This window comes from candidate division KSB1 bacterium, from assembly GCA_034506255.1.
Classification (GTDB): domain Bacteria; phylum Zhuqueibacterota; class Zhuqueibacteria; order Zhuqueibacterales; family Zhuqueibacteraceae; genus Coneutiohabitans; species Coneutiohabitans thermophilus.
Window position 1 is genome coordinate 508034 of sequence record JAPDPX010000005.1, and the last position, 17570, is coordinate 525603.

General features: G+C 58.9%; 11 protein-coding genes. 5 read left to right on the forward strand and 6 right to left on the reverse strand.

Features of this window, described 5'->3' with window-relative positions:
• Positions 1-338: 338 nt before the first annotated feature.
• The 3 genes from ONB52_12900 to ONB52_12910 form a co-directional block, all read right to left on the reverse strand.
• The gene (locus ONB52_12900; GenBank protein ID MDZ7417037.1) at positions 339-1013 is read right to left on the reverse strand and encodes an LUD domain-containing protein; all 675 of its coding nucleotides are present in this window, start codon (positions 1011-1013) and stop codon (positions 339-341) included.
• The gene (locus tag ONB52_12905) at positions 997-2373 is read right to left on the reverse strand and encodes a LutB/LldF family L-lactate oxidation iron-sulfur protein (GenBank protein MDZ7417038.1); all 1377 of its coding nucleotides are present in this window, start codon (positions 2371-2373) and stop codon (positions 997-999) included. Before ONB52_12905 ends, ONB52_12900 begins: the two co-directional genes overlap by 17 nt.
• 130 nt (positions 2374-2503) lie before the next feature.
• Positions 2504-3247: a (Fe-S)-binding protein gene (locus ONB52_12910; GenBank protein MDZ7417039.1), complete on the reverse strand. Its 744-nt coding sequence runs from the start codon at positions 3245-3247 to the stop codon at positions 2504-2506.
• A 228-nt stretch (positions 3248-3475) separates the two neighbouring features.
• Between ONB52_12910 and ONB52_12915 the strand changes: the two genes are divergently transcribed.
• Both ONB52_12915 and ONB52_12920 read left to right on the forward strand, forming a co-directional pair.
• Positions 3476-4066: a YdbL family protein gene (locus ONB52_12915; GenBank protein MDZ7417040.1), complete on the forward strand. Its 591-nt coding sequence runs from the start codon at positions 3476-3478 to the stop codon at positions 4064-4066.
• 329 nt (positions 4067-4395) lie between these two features.
• Positions 4396-6969, forward strand: coding sequence for an AsmA family protein (locus ONB52_12920; GenBank protein ID MDZ7417041.1), 2574 nt, complete (start codon positions 4396-4398; stop codon positions 6967-6969).
• Between the two features lie 192 nt (positions 6970-7161).
• On the opposite strand, the gene ONB52_12925 is transcribed toward ONB52_12920, so the two are convergent.
• A complete protein-coding gene (locus tag ONB52_12925; protein MDZ7417042.1) occupies positions 7162-10818 on the reverse strand; it encodes an FG-GAP-like repeat-containing protein in 3657 nt (1218 codons plus the stop codon).
• Positions 10819-11085: 267 nt separating this feature from the next.
• Here ONB52_12925 and ONB52_12930 point away from each other — a divergent pair, with 267 nt between their 5' ends.
• Entirely contained in the window at positions 11086-11928 is an 843-nt protein-coding gene (locus ONB52_12930; protein MDZ7417043.1) for an IS5 family transposase, read from the forward strand.
• Between the two features lie 316 nt (positions 11929-12244).
• Here ONB52_12930 and ONB52_12935 read toward each other — a convergent pair whose 3' ends face one another.
• Positions 12245-12625, reverse strand: coding sequence for a PEGA domain-containing protein (locus ONB52_12935; GenBank protein MDZ7417044.1), 381 nt, complete (start codon positions 12623-12625; stop codon positions 12245-12247).
• Positions 12626-12667: 42 nt separating this feature from the next.
• Entirely contained in the window at positions 12668-12994 is a 327-nt protein-coding gene (locus ONB52_12940) for a hypothetical protein (GenBank protein MDZ7417045.1), read from the reverse strand.
• Positions 12995-13653: 659 nt separating this feature from the next.
• Here ONB52_12940 and ONB52_12945 point away from each other — a divergent pair.
• A complete protein-coding gene (locus tag ONB52_12945) occupies positions 13654-15591 on the forward strand; it encodes an SLBB domain-containing protein (GenBank protein ID MDZ7417046.1) in 1938 nt (645 codons plus the stop codon).
• Positions 15592-16265: 674 nt separating this feature from the next.
• On the forward strand, positions 16266-17474 hold the full coding sequence (gene rocD / locus ONB52_12950; GenBank protein MDZ7417047.1) for an ornithine--oxo-acid transaminase: 1209 nt from the start codon (positions 16266-16268) through the stop codon (positions 17472-17474).
• Positions 17475-17570: the final 96 nt, after the last annotated feature.

Below are 17570 nucleotides of genomic sequence, written 5' to 3' on the forward strand. Positions count from 1 at the left end.
AGTGAAGCGGCATATCGCATTTCCCAAAACCCCGTCAGGAGCGACCTGCCTGGCCTTCCTCAAAAAAACTGCGCCAGATCATGGGAAATTCCACAGGCCACTTCCAACGGAATTCAAAGACACGCAAGATGCCCAGGTCCATAAACAGTTCACTACGGAGTTTTGGGAGCGAGTCATTTCCTCCGGGCAGCGGCAAGCCAGCATGCAAAATTCAGGAAGAATCTTCTTGAGTGCTTGGGATAATGTCAGAACAAGCATCAATCCCGGTACTCAGGAAAATTCCTTCGAAATGCCAGTTTTGGGTTGTGGAGCGGTTTTTAGAACTTGACGTTGTAGCACTATCCAATCAAGATTACCGCCAACCGCCTGGGGCCGTGCGCGCCCAACACGAGAATCTTTTCAATATCAGCGGTGCGACTCGGCCCGGTGATGATGGTCAAAACACTGGTCAAATGCTCGCGCCCGGATTTGTGGAAGCCGGCCAGCGCCTCCTCCAGCGAACTGGTCACCTGGTCAACCGTCGCGATGGCGAGGTGAAACGGCGGCAAAACCGAGAGCCGGCGGCCGCCACTGCCTGCCGAACTCACGACCAGGCTGCCGGTGCGTGCCACCAGAAATTCGACGGTGGTGATGCCCGCCTTGTAGCTCGCGAACTCGCGGTGCGGCAAATCAGCCTCCACCACCGCGATTGCGGTCTGCAGCCACGGATCCTGCGCCACCACGGTTTCGAGCAGTACGGCGGCGTGCCGCAAAAACTGCGGCCGCGCTTCGGGGTCGTTGCTTGCCAGCGGTTGCAACAGGGCTTTCAACTGCTGCGCGGCTGCGGCGGTGTTCGGCACGCGGTGAAACTCAGCCTTCAGGGCCGTGAGTTTCTCCGCCAGTGTCGCGATCGCCACTTCGCGGTCACGCGCATGCCAGGTGAAAATGTCGGCATCGCTGCGCGAAGGCAGAAAGAGACCGCCCTGGCGGCCGGCGCGCAGGCGCTCCAAAATCCGTTCACGGCTGGCTTCCATGTTCCCTCCACAATTCCCGGAAGGATTTGGGGCTGAGCGGCGGCAATTGTTCGGCGGGCCGGCGCCACAACCGCTGCCACGGCCACAACCGCACCAGCCAGTGCCGCACCCGCTGCAGCCGCGCCGCATCCGCCATCACCCAGGCATAGAGACGCATGGCCGCGCGCCAAAACCATGGCTGCGCACGCCGCTCCACCGCCGTCCGGCGGTTCTTCAAAAGCAGATGATGGATGTCGATCTGCACCGGACACACGTCGCTGCATGCGCCGCACAAGGAGGAGGCATAGGCCAAATGTTGATACTTGCCGAAACCGTTGTAGTGTGGCATGATCACCGCGCCGATAGGTCCCTGATAGGTGGCATTGTAGGCATGGCCGCCAATCGTGCGATAAACCGGGCAGGCATTCAAGCACGCGCCACAGCGGATGCAGCGCAAGATCTCACGAAACGCCGCCTGCTGGTAAAGCGCAGACCGTCCGTTGTCGAGCAGGATGACGTGCATCTCGGCCGGGCCGTCGCTTTCGTGCGCGTGGCGCGGACCCAACACGATCGAATTGTAGCTGGTCAATTCCTGCCCGGTGCCGCTGGTCGCCAGCAGGGGCAAAAACAGGCTCAAATCCGACAAACGCGGCAGGATTTTCTCCAGGCCGGCAATCACAACGTGCACCGGCGGACAGGCCATGGTCAGCCGCGCATTACCCTCGTTTTCCGTCACCACCACGGCACCGAGATCCGCCACCAAAAAATTTGCGCCCGTCACACCCAGGGTGCTGCTGAGATAAACCTCGCGCAAATGCCGGCGTGCCACCAGGGTCAGTTCCTCGGCATCCTCCGTGAGCGGCGCGTGCAGCTTGTCGTGAAACAACCGGCTGATCTCCGCCTTGCTCTTGTGCATCGCCGGCGTCACAATGTGATAAGGCTTCTCCCGCTCGAGCTGCACGATCAACTCACCCAGGTCGCTCTCCCACACCTCCACCCCGTGCTGTTCGAGATGCTCGTTCAGACCGATCTCCTCGGTCACCATGGATTTGGATTTGACCACGCGTTTCGCCTGGTGTTTCTGCGCCAGTGCCAGCACATAAGAGCGGGCATCCTCGGCGGTCTCTGCCCAGAATACCTTGCCGCCCGCCGCCAGCATGTTCTGTTCGAATTGCTCCAGCAACTCGGGCAGGCGGGCCAGCACATCGTCTTTGATGGTCGCCGCCAGCGCGCGCGCCTGCGCCCAGTTCTGAAATTGCCGGCTCCTGGTCTGGCGCACCATGCTGTCGTAGCTGGCGATCGCCTTGCTGAGCTGGTTGAAATGCTGGTCGTTGCGGGCCTTCGCCGCCGCGCGCGCGAGAAACTGACGGGATTCGGACATCTCTTCTCCGCAAGACGTTGTCACAGCAACTCACGGAGCAGGCGGAAGATCCGCCGCCATGCTCCCTTGCGAGGCACTTGGAAAAAATCCGCAGCCGGGCAAGCCGGCACGCCACCCGGAGTTCCAGGATTCAACGCCCGGGGACGGTGCCGGCCAGCACCTCCGCGAGATGCAAAATTTCCAGCTTGCTGCCCTTCATGCGGGCCTCCTGCCGCATCTGCATCAGGCAGCCCGGATCATTGGAAATCACCGCCTCCGCACCCAGCGCTTCAAACTGCACGAGCCGGCTGTCCGCCATGCGGTGGGCAATCGCTGCAAACTTCAACGAGAACAAACCGCCAAAGCCGCAACACACCGGCTCGCCGGGCAGCTCCAGCAACTGCAGCTCCGCCACTTCCCGCAACAAGGCAAGCGGCTCGGCCTGCACCCGCAGCTCGCGATAACTGTGGCAGGAATGGTGAAAAACGGCCTTGCGGGGATAACGCGCCCCCAGCTTCGTGACTTTGGCCTGCTTCACCAGAAATTCGGAAAATTCGAAAACCCGCCTGCCCAGCGCCACCGCCTCCGCCTCACCGCGGTGGCCGCGAAACAGCTCCGGAAAGAAATTTCGCACCATCGCCACGCAGGAACCCGAAGGTGCCACAATCACCGGCGCGTGACGAAACACCTCGACGAAATGCTCCGCCACCCGGCGCGCTTCGACGTGATAGCCGGTATTGAAAGCCGGCTGGCCGCAACAGGTTTGGCGCGGGTCATAAGTGACCTGCCAGCCGGCACAGCGCAACACCTGCGCCATACTGCGTCCGATTTCAGGATAAAACTGATCCACCAGGCAGGGAATGAAGAGGGCAACCGATGCCAGCGAGGTGCTCATGTCGACATGTCCAGCTCGTGCGAGGTTCAGGTGCGATCACAGCCGTGAAAATAGCCAATTCGACTCTTCCCTCCAAATGAAAACTCTATGAAAACTCTTGCTTGGCAAGCACACGGTCATTATCATCTCCCCTGCTGAAAATGCCGTTGGCCGTCGGCCGGTTCAAGCACACCGACAGCCGGTGGCCGCTCGTGGTCTGCCCCGCTGGAAAATCAAGTGAGTGTCACCATGCAATCTGTCATGCCCCGCCACCTGCTGGGGAAACACGCCGCCCGCCTGTCGACCTTGTTGCTGCTGGCAAGCGCAGCTTGTTCGATTCACACCCCGGAGATGAAATTCACCGGTGAAAAAACCGCGCTGGAGAACCAAATCCTGGGCACTTACAACCAGGTCAAGGAGGATGTGTGGATGGTGGCTTCGGTGCGCGCCGTCAGCCCCGACAGCCAGATCGTGATTTCGGAGGAGAAACGCTTGGTGCTCACCGCGATTCAGAATCGCGAATTCAACAAGGACGATGTCGAGGAGTTCAAGCGCGAGGGCCTTGTGGGTGAGAATGCCCGCGGCTATCTCGAAATCCGCGATCCGCAACGCGCAGCCGCCGATCCCGAGCGTGCCCGCCTGCTCGAAAAGATTGTGGCCGAGGAAAATCGCGATCGCCAGATCATCATGCAACGCATCATCGATATCAACCCCGCCATCGCGGCCTCGGATCAGGCTGAAGTCGAAAAGGCGTTTGCCAGTCTGAACCGTGAAAGTGCCAAGCCGGGCGAATGGATTCAACTCCCCAATGGTGAATGGGTGAGGAAATCCAAACCCTAGCATGCTTTTGCGCGGCAAGCCCAGTCCACCGCCGTTGTCATCCCGCAGGAATCTGGTGAACAGTCGGCACGGCGCGGCGCAGTGTCTGTCGGAGAACGTTCCAATCTCGGTTGTGCCGGGGCTTCCCCAAAGCACCGGGTGTCGTGAAAACTCCCGGAATCTCCTGCAACGGCCGGGCTAGTGCAGGAGTATTTTCACAAAAGTTCGCGCTTCCGGACGGACAGCAATTATTTCTGAATTCCTCCCGGATGGCATTGCGACACCGCCGGGCACGGCAGCGGAGGGGCCGAAAAAACAGTCACGAGTTGCATAGCTTTGGAGCAAAATTCATGAAGAAAATGCTGTTGCTCGCCGGCCTCGCACTGGCCGTCGTTGTGCTTGCGCTGCTCGCCATTCCAATTTTCTTCAAAGAGGACCTGATCGCCCTGATCAAGCGTGAAGCCGGCAAAAACCTCAACGCCACGCTGGAGTTCGAAGATCTCGGCTTGAATCTGTTTCAAAATTTTCCCGCCGTGACGGTGAATCTCGCCGGGCTGCGTCTGATCAATCACGCCCCTTTTGCCGGTGACACCCTGGTGGCGTTGAAGAATTTTGAAACCAGCATCAATTTGATGAGCCTGTTCGGCGGCGGCCCGCTCGCAATCAATTCCTTCACATTGACCGAGCCGCGCCTGAACCTGATCATGTTGCAGGACAGCAGTGCGAATTGGGACATCATGCAAGCCGCGGCGCAGGAACAACCGGAAACTTCCGCCAGCAGTGGCTTGCGACTCGCCCTGCGCTCCTACGCGATCGCAAACGGTCACCTCCGCTACACTGATCAGACCTCGGGCACCACGGTCCTCGTGGCCGGTCTCAACCATCGCGGCAGCGGCGATTTCACCAGCGACCGCTTTCGCCTGCGCACCGACACCGACATGGCCGCGCTCAGCATGGGCGCCGGCGGGGTGAACTATTTGAGCAAAGTCCACACCCGGCTCAAGGCCGATTTCGACATCGATGCCGCCAACCGCAAATACACGCTCAGCGACAACGAATTGCGCCTGAACGAGCTCGTGCTCAAATTCGCCGGCACCATCGCGCGCACGGATACGGCCACCGATCTCGATCTCACCTTCAGCGCGCCACAGACAGATTTCAAAAACATCATCTCGCTCATTCCCGTGATTTACAGCAAAGACTTCGCCGCCCTGCAATCCTCCGGACAACTGGCACTGGCGGGCTGGGTGAAAGGCCACTATAATGAAAAACAGGTTCCGGCTTTCGAGGTGAAACTGCAGATCACCGAGGGCAGGTTTCAATATCCGCAACTGCCTGCCGCGCTCAACAACGTCAATGTCGATCTGCTGGTGAACAACCCCGGCGGTGACCCCGACCGCACGATCATCGATCTCAAAAAATTCCACGTGGACTTGGGCAAGGATCCGTTTGACGCCACCGCGCTGGTGCAAACGCCGGTTTCCGATCCGCATGTCAGGGCGAATGCCAAAGGCCGGCTCAATCTCGACGAGATCAGGAATCTGGTTCAGCTCACACCGGGAACTGAACTTGGCGGGCTGGTCGATCTGGATCTGAACGTGAACGGCAAACGTTCCAGCCTCGAAAAAAATCAGTTCGACAAATTTCAGGCAGACGGCAAAGTTGCCGTCACGAATCTCGTTTACCACACCGCCGACCTGCCGGTGAAAGTTCAGGTCGGGCGGGCGCGCCTAGCGCTGTCGCCCGCCCATGTCACGCTCAGTGAATTCGACTGCCGGCTGGGCAACAGTGATGTTCGCGCCCATGGCACACTCGACAACGTGCTCCCCTTCGTGATGAAAGATGAAACCCTGAAAGGCACGCTCGCTCTGCAATCGAACTATTTCGACCTGAACCCCTGGATGGCGGGGGAAAGCTCGGAATTGCGGGCCGTGCCCCTGCCGGCGAACATCGAATTCACCATGAATTCTGTCTTTCGCGAAATCTCATATGGCAGATTGAAACTGCAAAATGTCAGCGGGGTGCTGCTGTTGAAGGACCGCACCCTCAATCTCATCGAGTTGCACATGAACATGCTGGGCGGCTCGGTGCTGGCCAATGGCTCCTACAGCACGCCCGAGCACGCGTTGCCGCGGTCGTTCTTCGCGATGAAAGTAGCCGGTCTCAGTTTCCCGCAGACCTTCGCGAGTTTTGTGACGGTGCAGAAATTCGCCCCGATCGCGCAAAGCCTGCAGGGTACTTTCAGCGCGGATTTCGAATTTGTTGCGGATCTGGACTCCACGCTGACACCGGTGTTCAACACCCTGAGCAGCAAGGGTAGTTTGCACATCGCCAATGCTGCGCTGCGGGATTTCAGACCGCTGACCCGAATGGCTGAAGTGTTGAAAATCGACCGGCTCAAGGAACTGGCACTCACCGATCTCAAACCTTCGTACAAAATCCGCGACGGCCGTTTTTATCTCGAGCCGCTGGCCTTCAATGCGGGCAACCTGGCCTTCGTCATCTCCGGTTCGAATGGCCTCGATCAATCCGTGGACTATTCCGTCAAGCTGCGGGTGCCGGCCCGCGAGATGAACGCGCAAACCAGCGCCGTGGTGGGCAATCTCTTGAATCGCAAAGTGGACCTGCTGCAGAACGATTATGTCGATCTATCCGGCACCATAGGCGGCAGTGTGACGGATCCGCAGGTGAAGTTTTCCGCGGCGGAAGTGATCAAAGGCGCCACCGCACAAGTCACCGCGCTGCTCGCGCAAAAGGCCGGCGAGAAAAAGACCGCAGCCGCAGACAGCGTGAGCGCCGCGCTCGCCAAACAGAAGCTGGAGCTGGAGAAACGCAAGCAAGCCGCGGCCGACAGCGCGAAAAGAGAGGTGGAGCGTTTGAAGGAAGAAGCGAAGAGAAAGCTGAGGGGGTTGTTCCGGCCGTGAGTCCAAGCTCCCCCGACCTATCGGGCCCGGGGAACATGCCATGTCCCGGGCCCGGAGCACTCGAGTTGATGAAAAGGATGTTTTACCGCGGTGCTTTTGGGCACGGAACGGTGGCAAACGTTCCCTCCTGAAGGAGAAACCGCAAGATTTGTTTGCAGGGAATTGATGCGTCATAAGGCGCAGTCGGCGCCTTCATTTGATCAGCAGACATTTCCTCATCATTCTCACCCTCCCGGCTTGCAAGCGAATCCAGTACACGCCCGACCCTGCGCCGTGCGCCTGCCACACCGCCGTGTGCACGCCTGCACTTTGCGGTTCATTGACCAACCTGGCGGCCAGTTGACCGTGAATGTTGTACACGGCCAAATCCACTGTGCTTGCCTCCGGCAGCGAATAGATGATTTGCGTCGACGGATTGAAGGGATTGGGGAAGTTTTGCAGCAAGGCATAATTATGCGGATAAAGCTCAGCTTCGCGCGCCTGCGCGGTCACGTATGATTTGTTGCCTGCCAGCAGTTTGAATTTTTTCTCTGTCAGATTTTTGACGGCAAATTCCAGGCAATTTTTGCTGCGCAGATCATAGGCGGTTTCGGTTTCCGTGTCGACAAGAAAGATCTCAAAATTTGCGGGGATTTGCGGCACGCCCTCGAATGTCAGCCGCAGCAATTCATCCGCGGGATTCACAAGGCAGGTGAATTCCCAGGTGTGTCCCTCGCCTGCAGGCCGGCGCACATCCGCTTTCAGCCCGCCCTCGATCTGATTTGGTTGAAATTGAATTTGCACCTGATTTGCCAGCCGCGGCGGCTGGTGTAAATCCCACGCATCAACGCCGTTTTCAGCCGCCGCATGCTGACCGGCAAAGTTGAAGCGGCTTTCGCTGCGGCCGGTGCTGGCGATGATCTGCACCAGCCAGTTCCCGCCCTCGTTGTTCGCCACCGTATGTGCGGCAACGCCCTCACTCAAACCCGCCACGCCCGGATTGATGAGCAGCGTCGCGGCGCGTTGCAAATGAATCGCGCAGCCCTGCCACGGCTCCAAGCCCCTGCGATTGGGCTGCCAGTCGCCATTGTAGCTCCATAACTCGAAGGCCGCGCCGTCGGCGAGCCGCAGGCTGTCGTATGGAATCGCGAAGTTGAAGGGATTGCCGATCAGGCTCCAGCCGGCGGGCAGGGAGACCCGATGCGCACCCGAAATACTCATGGTTTTGCCGCTGCCAGTTTTCAGGCGAAAATTTTTGAGATTGACCAGCAGCGCGTAGCCCATGTCCGGCGCCATCGTGATCCCCTCAAAGCTGGGATATTCCTGCAATGTCCCCGTGCTGCGATTGCAGGCATACCAGCGGTATTTCGTCGCGTCCGGCGGCTCCAGCATGGGGTTGGCCATCACGAATGCCTGCGGCGATTTGTCGTCCAAATCCAGCGGCAGGGAGAAAAGGCGGTAATCATCCGCCTGCGTGTCTTTGGGCTGCACATGGGGGCTGATCAGGCCGTTGGCGCAGATCACACGCAGCGGGTAGCGCTTCGAAGTTGCGACATTGCCATGCACATCACGCGCGCTCAGGTAAAATTCTGCACCACGTGTGTTCATCACAATCGACGGCACATTGCGCAAATAGCTGCCGTCGGTTTGCAGATTCATTTCCTTGCTCAGGAAGCCCGCGTCACCGCCAGCGCGATAGAAAAGCTGTACTGAAGTGATGCGGGACAGGTCGGTGACTTTGACGCGCACCGGTGCATCGGTGTTGAGCTCGACGAAGATCGGGTAGTTTGGCGTGTCGATGAATGGCGCCTGGGTGTCGCGCAAGGGCATCGCCGAGGCCTGGTTGGAGGCGGCGCTGGCCTGCCCGCTGGCATCGACGGCAGTGAGAAAGTAGGTGTAGGTTGCTCCGATCGTAAGATCGGAAAATGTCCGGCTTGTGCCGGCCCGAGCAGCCACCGAATCGAGCAAAGCCGCCGGGGTGCCTGCTTTGCCGCCATAAATGCGATAGCGCAGCAAATCCGCCTCCGCGTTGGCCTCCCAGGTGAGTGTGATTTGGCCGTGCGCCGGGCCGGGCATGGCTTGCAGATTCTGCGGTGCCGCCGGCGGCGGATCTGTTGCAACCGGCATGGCCTCCACTTCGTTGGAAAAACCGCTCTCATTGAAATCACTGTCAACCGCGGTAATGCGAAAATAGCATGGCGTGCCATTGCTCAAGCCGGCAACAATTCTCGTTGTGTTCGCCGCGCCGTTGACTGAATCAATTTTGGTGGTGGGATGGGGCGACGTGCCGCCATAGATGCGATAGCGCAGAAAATCCGGTTCGGTGTTCGCCTGCCATGTGAGTGTGACTTGTTGGTCGCCGGCGGTGGCGGATAAACTTTGTGGCGTTGCGGGTTTCAAAGTGTCGCCGCCTTGCTCCACAACCGTGAGCAGCCGGTTCGGCGCGAGCGAAGTCAAAATTTGGACCCTGCCGGCGGGCCAGACGATTTTTATCGAATCCACCGTTGTCGCATCCCCCAGCCCGAAATGTTGCACCAAATCATTTTGGCGGCGGAACCCATAACCGGCATTTATTTGACGGAGCTGTTTCCCGCCCCGGGTGGTCAATTCGATCCACGCACCCACTCCAAAGACATTCGACTGCACGCCTGTCAACTTGAGCTTCAGCCAGTTGTGCACGGCCGTGGTGTTGCGATAGAGGCGATCGGTGGGTTCTCCTGGATGGGTTGCAAAGTAAATATCCAGCCGGCCGTCATTGTCAAAATCAGCGATGGCGGGCGTATTGGCCTGCAGCAGCGAATCAAAGCCGGCGGAGGCGGTGAGGTCAGTGAATCTGTCATCGCCCTGGTTGCGGTAGATTGCGATTCCTCTCCGGATGGCATGGGGAATCAACACCAGGTCGAGCAATCCGTCGTTGTCGAAATCGGCGAAGGCACTTCCGTGAAAGCACGGTGCCGTCGGGTCCAGGCCTGAAGGTGCAATCACTTCGGTAAAGGCGCCGTTGTTGTTCCGCAAGAGTCGAAGAGGGCCGCCCTCGTCATTGTTCCCGACGAGCAAATCGAGGTCACCATCGTTGTCATAGTCCGCGAATTCCGCACTGTGTGCATGATCCCAGGGCATGGTCAGGCCGGGCGTTCCGGCAATTTCGGTGAAGGTATTTCTTGCGTTGCGGAAAAAGTAATTTCTCGTCGGAGCGGTATTGGGAACCATGATGTCCATGTCGCCATCGCGATCGTAATCACCGGCGGCTATTCCGCGGGCATCGCTGAAAAATCCGCTGACACCAACGTTTGCGGTCAAATTATTGAAAGTGCGATTACCTTGATTTTTGAGGATGTAATTGCCGGGTTCCTTCACCGTGCCCAAAAACAAATCCAGAAAACCATCATTGTCGAAGTCGAACCGGGTGGCAGCAGCCACGCGGGCGCTGATCGCAGCGAGATTGGAGGCAGGCGAAACATCTGTGAAACCGGCCTTGCCGTCATTTTCGAACAAGAAACATGGGCACTGTTCAGTCGATGAGCTGTCGATACGCTCCCCACCGACGAACAAGTCCAGATCGCCATCCTGATCGTAGTCGCCAAGTACGCCAACAAACAGCATTTCATTACTGGGCAGTGCGGCCAGAGACGGCTGGACGATGAACCTGCCATGGCCGTCGTTGAGACAGAGCTTGTTCCCACTGCGCCCAATCGTCAGAATATCCGGATAACCATGGTTATTGAGGTCGGCAAACGCGACAGAGTTGGTTTGGCCGGCAGGACCGATCCCTGCGGAGAGGGTCACATCTTCAAATGAGAATCCGGCTTGTTGTGCCGTCCAACGACTGCACAACAGCAACAGCATTGACAGGACGGTTGTTTTTCTCATTTTGGCACCTGGGATGCCTGTGAGAGGCATTGCCGGATCGTTTCAGGCTCTCTCGATGGTTTGATACCATTGTTTCCAACGACGAGCTCGAGTCGAACTCGCCGGCGTGCAGCCTTCGCAAAGGCGGTGCCGCCAAGACTCACACCCCCGCGATTGCAAGCGACTAAGAGTCTATCCGAAAACCAGAAGGTTCGTAATATCAACAACTAAAAGTGTGGCAAAAATACATACCAGCTTTTTATATTTATTTTTCCAGCTTTCATTGGCATGAATACCACTCATGCTAATGAATTCGACGTGAATCCCGAGTTCTTACCCAGCGAAGAACTCTGGCAGCTCGTTGAAATGTTGCTGCCACTTTGGCCAGACAAACCAAAAGGTGGCAGACCACCGATGCCGGACAAACAAGCCTTCTTTGCCATCCACTATATCTTGGTGACCGGTATCCAGTGGAAGGCCTTGCCGCGCTCGCTCGGTGCGCCCAGCACCGTTCATGATCGTTTCCCAAAATGGGTGCGGTTGGGCCTGTTTTTGGATCTTTGGCGTCTGGGCGTGCATACTTATGACCATGTCCTCCCTCTGATGTGGGAGTGGCAAGTTATGGATGGTGCCATCACGAAAGCCCCTCTGGGGGGCGAAAACACTGGCCCCAATCCCACCGATCGCGCCAGGCGAGGTACCAAACGGCATCTTCTGACCGATGGCCGGGGCATTCCGCTGGCACTGGTGGTGAGCGGAGCCAATCGTAATGATTTCAAAGAAACCAAAGCAGTGTTGGACAATCTCGTGATGGCACGCCCCCAACCGACCACACGCAAGCAACAAAACCTGTGTCTTGACAAAGGCTGTGATTATCCGGAAGTGGCGAAAATCGTGGCAGCATACGGTTACACCGCACACCTGCGGCGCCGCGGTGAAGAGCACGCTCAGGAAAAGAACATTCCGGGTTATCGCGCGCGGCACTGGGTGGTGGAACGCACACACAGGTGGATGAATAGAAATCGCCGGCTACTCATTCGTTGGGAAAAGAAGACGGCCAATTATGAAGCCTTTCTCCATCTGGCGTGTGCGATCATTGCCGTTCGCAGTACCCTCGCGGTTTTCGGATAGGCTCTAAGCAGGGCGGAAACCGGCAAGATACGTCTCATGCTCGAAAGAAAGGGGGCGGAGGGCTTGGCGGACTGCCGCAGTCAGGGCTTCCCGCCTGCATGCAGACAAGAGGTCGATGCGACACTTTCATTGTGATCAGGCGTACTCTACCTCGGCGGCCAGGAAAAAGCCGGCAAAGGCGACTGCTTTCCTGCATTTGCCTCGCGGCCGTTGAGATAGACATACGCGGCGGTGCCAAGCGCTGCGCCGCCCACCCCGCCCGCCACCTACAGCCAGGTTCTCGATGATCCGGTCGCGAGCGACGCCAGCTCGGCATTCACCTGCAGATTGTCCTCCATGACCAGCGATCTCCGGCACAACCCTCATGTCGGATGACGAGGTTGATTTTGCGAGCGTGTGGTACGCTGCCGGCCAGCGGCGTTTTGCCCATGACTTTGCCATTGATGATCACCTGCGCGCCCGGGGGGTGGGAAAAAATCTTGAGTCGATGTTTGCGTCGTTCGCTGCCACTCGTTTGGGCGGGGCTGGTCACCTTCTCCGCGATCTCGAGCGCCAGTTTTTCCAGCACCGGCAGCAAGCCGTCAATTCTGCCGCGGTGGTCCTGCTTGAAGGACTGCTCCATCCGGCCCGAGGCAACATCGATCAGATGAATATTAATGGCATAGGTGCCGCCCACCTTGCCAATCGATCCGATCACGATCTTTCTCACATTCAATATCTGGCCCGCTTCGACCGCGCATTACTGCAGGGTGCACCCCGTCATTTGAAAACCCTGCTCCGCCAGCGTTCTGTCCATATACTCACGATCAACCACCACAAAGGCATCCGTCTTGACCAATTCATTGCGCAAGCGATCGCTCAACGTGGCGGTTTCGTTTGCATCGACACCCCGGCTTTCCAGATTCAACACCGCAATCTGTGGTTTGGCCACTGAAACGGTCTGGCTCCGACAGGCTGGTGCTGCCAGAAACAGCGCGAACAACAGGCCGGCCGCAATCATGCTGGGTGCAACCAACCGGGGATGTCGTGACAGAGCGAGTGTTTGCAGGGTCAGGAGAATTCGCATGAGTTTGTGTCCAACGATGGTCATTTGCCAGCGGCCAGGCATCGTGTGCGTGCCCATCCGTGCGGCGGTGGGGAGATCGCACAATATTTACCGGCAGTCGCTGTAAACTGCGCTCATGGCCGTCTGCGTGCCGGCGCCGCGAGTCAACGCCGCGGCATGAGCCATCCTTTGTGTGGGTAGCCCCCGTTTACCAACCGGTTACACCGGTGGCGCCTCCCGGTGGATGCCTTATCGCGGTGATTCAGAGAATTCCTCGCAAAAGGACAATGCGCGGAACGCTCCCTCGCGGAGGGCTGTGGCGTCGTACCGGCCCCGTTGGCCGTTGCTTTTTCCATGTCGTCTGAATATCTTTCGGGCAAATTTTTCAAGGATGCAACCACGCCGGAGGGTCAACCGACCCCCGCCATTTGCCGCTGCGCCAGCCCTCTGCCGCCTGCGAGGACGAAAGCCTTCTGTGTGTTCAATCGCGTGCGCACCGCGCAAACAGGGGCATGCCGGCGCGTTTTCACTCGCAGCGAGCGTGGTGGCGGAGCGCAACTTGTGCCGGTTGGGGAAACGCCAGTTGCTGGCGGGCAGGGTGGTGGCGGTGTTGCCGGCCCAAAGCTGTTGCCTCGGCTGCAGGCGCACGCGTCCGCACGAAACTTCCTCAAAAAATGACCATGCCACTCTCCAAATTTCACGCCGTTTTGCCGGGACTGATCTTGTTGTTCCTGCCCGCGGCCGGACTCGTCGGTGCAGTTCATGCCCAATCGCCCCCTTCAAAAAAAGATTCGACTTTTTCGCCTCCGCACCGCGATTTTTTGGCGCGCCGCCTGGCGGAAATGGGGTTGAATCCGCGCGGCGAGCTGGCCGTGTTTGGCGGCAATCTTTTTTCCGCCATGCTTCCCCGCGCGCCGGCACCCGGGCAGATTTTGCTGCCGGCGAATTACCGCCTGGGGCCGGGCGATGTGCTGGGGATTTATTTGCTCGGCCAGGCGCAGCGCAATTTCGAAGTGACGGTGCTGCCGGAGGGTGCAGTTTACATTCCCACCACCGGACTGGTAGACGTTGCAGGCCTGACGCTGGCGCAGGCGCGCACCAGACTGCAGCAGGAAATGTCGCGCTATTTCAATACCCGCGAGTTTGCCGCCACGCTGTTGCAGGCCAAAACCGTGGTGGTGGAAGTGGCCGGGGAAGTGCGCCATCCCGGCCGCCATACCCTGAGCGGTTTGCAGACCGTGCTCGATGCCATAGAGCTGGCAGGTGGCGTGTTGCCGACGGGTTCCCTGCGCAACATTCGCGTGCACAATCGCCCGGGTGGGGAGACGCGCGCCGATCTTTACGCAATTCTGTTGCAGAACGAACCGGTGGCGTCCGGCTTGTTGCAGGCGGGTGATCGTATTTTTGTGCCGCCGGCGCAGCGCTGGGCTGCGGTTGCCGGTGAGGTGCATCGGCCGGCGATTTTCGAGCTGCGTGACGACGGGTCGGATTCCCTGGCGGGACTTCTGCAACTGGCCGGCGGCCCGACTGCGCTGGCGAATCTGCAACAGGTTGAATGGAGCCGCCTGGAGCCGGATGGCCGGCGCACAACCCGGATGATCGATCTGACCGCAAGCGGCGGTTGGCGCGTGCGCCACGGCGACCGCGTGACCCTCTTTTCAAAATTACAAAATGTCGAACGCACACAGGTGGCCATCTACGGCGAAGTGAATTCGCCGGGGGTGTATGCTTTTGAAGAGAGCCTGCGCGTCGGCGATCTGATCAAGCACGCCGGCGGGCTGACCCGTGCCGCGTATCTGCTGGAGGCCGAGGTGGTGCGCATCGATCCGGGCCAGCCGCCCCGGCGGGAAAACATCTCCCTGGCCGACGATTCGCTGGCGGTGCATGATCCCTTCCTGCACGCGGATGATCAGGTCTTTATCCGTCGCATTCCGGATTGGCGGCTCGGTCCGCTGGTGGAAGTGCGCGGCGAGGTGCGCTTCCCCGGCTGGTATGCCATCGCATGGGGAAAGACAAGTTTGGCGGAGATTTGCAGCCGGGCCGGCGGCCCGACGCCAGAGGCCTCGCTGCGCGAAGCGCGTCTGTATCGTCGTCGGAGCAGCAGGCCGCCAACGCCGGAAGAGGGTGAATTTTCCCTGCCGGTGGAGATGCTCAGTGCCCTTGAGCAGGAAAAGTTGAAATTCGAATTCCACCGGCAAACCAGCACCATTGTCAGTGTGAATTTCGAAAAACTCCTGCGCCAGGCCGATGCACGACACGACGTGCTGCTCGAGCCGGGCGACCTGATCGAATTTCCGCGTGCGAGCCGGCTGGTATATGTCACCGGTGCCGTGGGACTGCCCGGCGGCGTGCCGCTGCTGGCCGGCGGCCGGGTGCGGGACTACGTGGCCCGCGCCGGCGGGTTTGCCTGGAATGCCAGCCGCCATCGCGTCAAAGTGGTGCGCGCCACCGGGGAGGTGATGGATGATGAAGAAGCCGGTGTATTGGCGAGCGGGGATACCATCTGGGTGCCGACGCGCGGCGAAGGCAGCACATGGAGAACACTGCGCGATGTAATAACGGTGATGGCGCAACTGGCGACCATCTATTTGGTGATCGATCGCGCGCCGGGGAATTGAAAAAATCCGCTCAGGCGGACTCGCGCCATCGCCGCGCGACCGCCCGCCAGCATCATTGCGCGGACATCTCGTCATGAACAGCAGTGAATCTGGTTCGACTCGCGCATTTTTCAGGGGCCGGCACGGTGTTTTCCGGGCGCACCGACAACGAATAGCAGTACAACGTTAAGTTGGCACCTCCACTCCCCAATGTCATTCTGTGTAAGAATTTTCTTGAGTGCGTGGGATAATGTCAGAATAAGCATCAATCCCGGTACTCGGGAAGATTCCCACGAAAATGTCGTGGCGCAGGCTTCCAGCCTGCTGCAGACAAGAGGTCTGCGCTACATTTTCATTCCGATGGGTGTCCATACGGGCAGGGCAAATTCCTCCGGAATGACAGTTTGGGGTTGCGGAGTGGATTTTAGAACTTGACGTTGTCGTAATAGTTTCTCATCAGCACGCAAAAAAATTCTCCGCGGGTATATCTTCCCACCGGTGTGCAGAACATCACCTGCGCGGGTATTTTCCCCTTTGCTTTTTGCGGCAGTGCGCCTTACATTGCCCGGTCTGCAAGAATGAAACCGTCTGCGCGCGGTATCGCAGTCATCCGGACGGTTCGGCAGCGGGGATACCGGGGAACAAGCAACAAAAAAACGGACAGTGGCAAACCCACAAAGCGAAAGGAGCTCGAGGTGACGGCGAAAGAATACATTCAGTTGGAAGAGAACTACGGCGCCCACATTTATCATCCGCTCGACATCGTGCTGGAACGGGGCGAGGGTGTGTGGTTGTATGACGTCGAAGGCAACCGCTACCTCGACTTTCTGAGTGCCTACTCCGCGGTGAGCCAGGGGCACTGCCATCCGCGCATTTATCAAGCGATGGTGGCACAGGCAAAGAAGCTGACGCTGCCGTCGCGCGCCTTTCGCAACAATCAAACCGGCCTGTTCTACAAGGAGCTGGCGGATTTGTGCGAGATGGAAATGGTGCTGCCGATGAACTCCGGCGCGGAAGCGGTGGAGACCGCGGTGAAGACGGCGCGCAAATGGGGCTACATGAGCAAGGGCATTCCCGACAATAAGGCCGAAATCATCGTGTGTACGGGCAATTTTCACGGCCGCACCACCACGGTGATTTCGTTCTCCTCCGAGCCGCAATATCGCCGGCATTTCGGACCGCACACCCCGGGCTTCGTCTTCGTGCCCTATGGCGACAGCGAGGCCCTGGCACGGGCCATCACGCCGCACACCGCTGCGTTTCTGGTGGAGCCGATTCAGGGTGAAGGTGGCATCTTGATTCCGCCAAAAGGCTATCTGGCCAAAGTACAGGGGATCTGCCAGCAGAACAAGGTGCTGGTCATGATGGACGAAATTCAAACCGGTTTGGGCCGCACCGGCAAACTGTTCGCCTATCAACACGAACCGGGAGTGAAACCCGACGTGCTGATTTTGGGCAAGGCCCTGTCCGGCGGATTTTATCCAGTGTCGGCCGTGGTTTCCAGCCGCGCGATTCTCGGCAATTTTCGCCCGGGCGATCATGGCAGCACGTTCGGCGCCAATCCGCTCGCCTGTGCCGTGGCGCGTGAAGCGCTGCGCGTTCTGCAGGAGGAAAAATTGGTGGAACGCTCGGCCGAGTTGGGCCATTACTTCCTCGAACGCCTGCGCACCATCAACAGCAGGCACGTGAAGGAAATGCGCGGCCGCGGCTTGTTCATCGGCGTGGAATTGAAGCCCGAAGCCGGCGGCGCACGCCGTTTCTGCGAAGCCCTGCGGGATGAGGGTTTGCTCTGCAAGGAAACCCACGAACACGTGATTCGCTTCGCCCCGCCGCTGGTGATCACCCGCGAGGACCTCGACTGGGCCTTCACTCGCATTAAAAAGGTTCTGGAGACGATGAATTGAGCAGCAGCGCCGCGGCGCCGCCCTCACACAATCCTTTGCAAAGGCCAGCGAGGCCATCGCGCTGGCCTTTCGTGCGTCAGGAGTTCACTTCGCCGG